The 4,468-nt window shown below is 68.8% G+C and carries 4 protein-coding genes; all 4 read right to left on the minus strand.

The features are described from left to right. Window positions 1-1,841 (minus strand): ABC transporter ATP-binding protein (locus ELR45_RS29575; protein ID WP_165368216.1); only part of this gene is annotated, 1,841 nt, incomplete at its 3' end. 70 nt (window positions 1,842-1,911) lie between these two features. Beyond that, window positions 1,912-2,844, minus strand: a complete 933-nt coding sequence (locus ELR45_RS29580) for an ABC transporter permease (protein ID WP_205857521.1) — start codon at window positions 2,842-2,844, stop codon at window positions 1,912-1,914. Beyond that, complete coding sequence (locus ELR45_RS29585; RefSeq protein ID WP_129669507.1) at window positions 2,841-3,794, minus strand: ABC transporter permease; 954 nt, start codon at window positions 3,792-3,794, stop codon at window positions 2,841-2,843. Before ELR45_RS29585 ends, ELR45_RS29580 begins: the two co-directional genes overlap by 4 nt. Then, on the minus strand, window positions 3,794-4,468 hold a 675-nt coding region (locus tag ELR45_RS39585), incomplete at its 5' end, for an ABC transporter substrate-binding protein (RefSeq protein WP_205857522.1). The genes ELR45_RS29585 and ELR45_RS39585, both read right to left, overlap by 1 nt.

Raw genomic sequence — 4,468 nt, forward strand, 5'->3', positions numbered from 1 at the left:
CGGCCGCGCACCGGTCCCCATCGCCGGATCCGGTGTCCGTTCCCCAGATCCTCCATGCCCGGCCCGGCATCTCGCCAGCTCCATGGGGACGTCTCGGCGTCGCCGGCATCACCGCGATGCGTGGCGCTCTCGCTGACGCCGGCGAGCTGCCCAGCATCGAGAGCACCCTGCAGGCCGTTGTCCATGCGCCGTCGCACGGCCGCCCGGGCGAGTACGGGGTCGGGTTCCAGCGTGGCGTCGATCAGCTCGCGCGTGTACGGATGGTTCGGCCCGTCGAACACGGACGCGGTCGGTCCTTCCTCCACCACCACGCCACCGTGCATCACCAGCAGCCGGTCGGCGATCCGGTTGACCACTGCCAGGTCGTGACTGATGAACAGGCAGGCCAGGTCGTGCTCCAAGCGCAGCTCATCGAGCAGGTCCAGGATCGTGGCCTGCACCGAGACGTCCAGGGCGGTGGTGATCTCGTCAGCCACCATCACCGTCGGGGATCCCGCCAGCGCCCGGGCGATCCCGACCCGCTGCCGCTGCCCACCGGAGAGCTGTCTGGGGAGCCTGCGTAGCAGCTCAGGCTCCAGATGCACGTCGCGCGCCAGCTGGAGCTCCTGAGCGCTCAGCTCTGAGTTCGCGACACCACGGAAGAGCTTCAGCGGACGCCGCACCGCATCGGAGACAACCCGCCGCGGGTTCAGCGATGTGTCGGCGTTCTGGAACACCAGCTGGATCCGGCGGCGCAGAGCCAGCGGCCGTGCGGCGGCGGTGTGCGCAAGGTCGCCGTCCCCGATGTCCTTCCCGGTATCGGTGTTCCGAGCGCTGTCCGCAAGGTAGCGCATCGAGCCGTCCCGGGGCGGGTGTAGCCCGGCCAGGGTCCACGCCAGGGTCGACTTCCCGCTGCCTGACTCGCCGACCAGCGCGACTACCTCGCCTCGTCGGAGCTCGAACGATGCCCCGCGCACGGCCAGGTCGTGTTCATCCCGGCCGTAGCCGATTCGGACGTCGTCGACCCGGATCACCGGCTCGGTCCGCACGACCTTTCTGGAGCCGTCCCGCGCATCGGCGTCGATGCGCGGGACGGCCGCCAGCAGGTCGCGGGTGTACTCGTCACGTGGCGTCTCAAACAGCTGCGAGGTCGGCGCGGACTCCACGGCTTTGCCGGCCCGCAGCACGGTCGCGTGGTCGGCGAGCGCCGCGACGACGCCGAAGTCATGGCTGACCATCACGGTCGCCGTACCGAGCTGCTCGGTCAGCGCCCGGAGCAGTTCCAGGATCGCGCGCTGCGTGACCACATCCAGGCCGGTCGTCGGCTCATCCAGTACGAGGACCTTCGGACGGGCGGCCAGCGCGAGAGCGATCGCGACCCGCTGCTGCTGACCGCCGGAGAGCTGGTGCGGGTAGCGTCGGCCGATCTCAGTCGGATTCGGGAGGTTCACCTGCTCGAACGCTTCGATCGTCCGGGTACGCGCGGTGGAGGCTTCGACACCGCTCACCCGCAGCGCCTCCGACACCTGGCGGCCCACCCGCATCGACGGCGTCAGGGCGTGACCGGCGTTCTGCGGGACCATCGCGACCGTCGTGGAACGCAGGCCGCGGAGCCCGGCACGGTCCAGGGTGAACACGTCTCGCCCGTCGACGTGTACCCGGCCCGACGTCACCCTGGCTCCCGCACGTAGGTAGCCGAGCAGGGTGCCGGCCACAGTGGTCTTGCCGGATCCGGACTCCCCCACCAGCGCCGTCGTCGTTCCCGCAGGCACATCGAAGCCGACATGATCCACGACCGTCGTGTCGCCGTACGCGACGCTCAGGTCGTCCACTCGCACCAGCACGTCGTTCCCGCTCATCATCTCTCGCCGCTCATCATCTCTCGCCGATCACTCGGCGCCTCGCCGCTCATAGTCTCTCGTCGCACTTGCCTCATCGATCGCTCCGCCGGAACCTGTCGATGCCCCACGCCTTGGAGAGTCCGTCCGCGGCCAGGTTCAGCCCGACGACGAACGTCGCCAGCGCGATGATCGGCGCCAGCGTGGCCATCGGCACGACGGTGAGGGCGGTGCGGTTCTCCGCTACCATCAGGCCCCAGTCGGGGGTGGGCGGGTTCGCTCCGAAACCGAGGAAGGACAACGAGCTGACCAGCAGCGCCGCCCAGGAGGCCCGCATCGCCAGCTCCACGGCGACGACGTCGGCGATGTTCGGCAGCACCTCCCGGCGGAGGATGGACCAGCGGCGCTCGCCACGGGCGCGCGCCGCGGTCACGTACTCCAACGGCACGATGTTCTGCGCAGCGGCCCGGACGACTCGGACGACACCGGGCACGTAGACCACGGTGATGGCCGCCACGACGACCCAGGTGCCGGTGCCCAGAGCGGTGACGACCACGAGCAACGCCAGGATGGCCGGCACCGCGAGAACGCTGTCGACCAGCCGCATGACCAGGTTGTCCACCCAGCCGCCACGCAGCGCGGCCACACATCCGACCAGGGTCCCGAGACCCACCGCCGCCACCGTGGACAGCGCGCAGACCACCAGAGCGAAACGGCCGCCGTGCAGCACTCGGGTCAGGACATCCCGGCCGTACTGGTCGGTGCCCGCGATATGGTCCCAGCCCATGCCCGCAAGGGCCTGCTGCGGATCGTTGGCCGTCGGAGAGTAGCCGGTCAGCAGTGGTGCGACCAGCGCGACCAACACGTGCAGGGCGACGAGCGCAAGCCCGACCGTCGCCGCGCGCGAAGCCCGGACCGCTGTCCATACGTCACGCACCGCACTGTGTCGTCCGTCGTTGCTGTCGCGCACCACATCGCTGTCGCGCACCACATCGCCGTCCATGCCGTGCTCCTTTCTCCCGGTCATCTCGCCACTCCCCTGCGCAGTCGCGGGTTCAGGGCGATCGCCGCCAGGTCCGCAGCGAGGTTGCACAGCGCGTAGACCACGGCGCTCAGCACCGCGATGGCCTGTAGCACCGGCAGGTCACGGTCGTAGACCGCGTCGATCATGAGAGTGCCGATCCCGGGGTAGTTGAAGACGGTCTCCACCACGACGACTCCACCCACCAGCCAGGCGATGTTCAACGCGATCACGTTCAGTGTCGGCAGCACGGCGTTCGGCAGTGCGTGCCGCAGCACCACCCGTCCGGTGCCGAGCCCACGCAGCCGGGCGGTCTGGACGTACTCACTCGCCATCACGTCGATCACGCTGGTCCGCATCATCCGCACCACGTACGCCGCCAGCGCGATGCTCAACGCGAGGGCGGGCAACCAGATCCCCGGCAGCAGCTGCCCGATGGTGGCGTCGGCGTCGTCGAGCACCACTGCGGGGAACACCGGGATGGTGACCGAGAACAGGAGCACGAGAAGTGTCGCGACAACGAACTCCGGAACGCTCATGCCGACCAGGCTCGCGCCGGAGATCAGGTGATCGGGCCAGCGGTCGCGGTACAGGCCGGCCACTACGCCCAGCACCAGCGAGAGGACCAGCCCTCCTACGATGGCGATCACAGCGATGAGCAGCGTGTTACGCAGATGCAGACCCAGCGTGGACCCGACGTTCTCGCCCGAAGCCAACGAGGTCCCGAAGTCACCCTGGATGGCTCCGCCGACCCATTCGGCATACCGGCGCCACGCCGGCTGGTCGAGGTCGAGCTGGTCACGCAGCGCCTGGACGGCATCCGGCGTGGCATCACGACCGAGGACCTGAGTGGCGACGTCGCCCGGCAGTGCTTGTAGTGCGACGAACACCAGAAGCGACGCCAGAATTATGGTCAGCACCATCGCGCCGAGCCGGCGCAGGACGAACAGAGCCATCACCGCTCTCCCTCGGAACCTGCGAGGCCGATGTTCAGGTAGTCGAACTCGAAACCGTGCTCGTAGTAGTTGACGACGTCGCGGGAGAGCCCGACCAGCCGGTCGGCGAACATCGGCGTGATGGAGCCGGAGTGATCGACGATGTATCGCTGCGCGTCCTGGTAGAGGGTCCGCCGCTTGTCGTCGTCGATCTCACGGCGCGCGTCGTCGAGCATCGCGTCGAACGTGTCGTCCGCCCACGCCGTCTCGTTGTACGACGACCCGCCGCGGAAGATCTGGTTCAGCAGCTGGTCGACCGGCCGGCCCGTGAACCAGTAGGTCGCCATCAGCGGCTGCTGCATCCAGATCTGCGAGTAATACGAGTCCGCCGAGGCGTTCCGGATGTTCACGGTGATCCCTGCCTCGGCGACGGCGTCGGAGAGCGCCAGCGCCATCGGCGTGAAGACCGGGTCATAACTGGACGTGTACATGTCCAGCGTCAACCCTTCATGGCCGGCAGCGCGCAGCAGCGAACGGGCCTCGTCCGGGTCCCGTTCCAGCGAATAGTCGACCCACAGCGGGTTGTCCGGTGGCACCGGATTGTCGTGCCCAAGCTCCCCCGCGCCCTGAGCCGCGACATCGAGAACCCGCTGTGGGTCGTAGGCCAGCTTCACCGCGCGGCGGATATCCGGGTT

This window comes from Phytoactinopolyspora endophytica (assembly GCF_004138495.1).
GTDB classification, from domain to species: Bacteria; Actinomycetota; Actinomycetes; order Jiangellales; family Jiangellaceae; genus Phytoactinopolyspora; species Phytoactinopolyspora endophytica.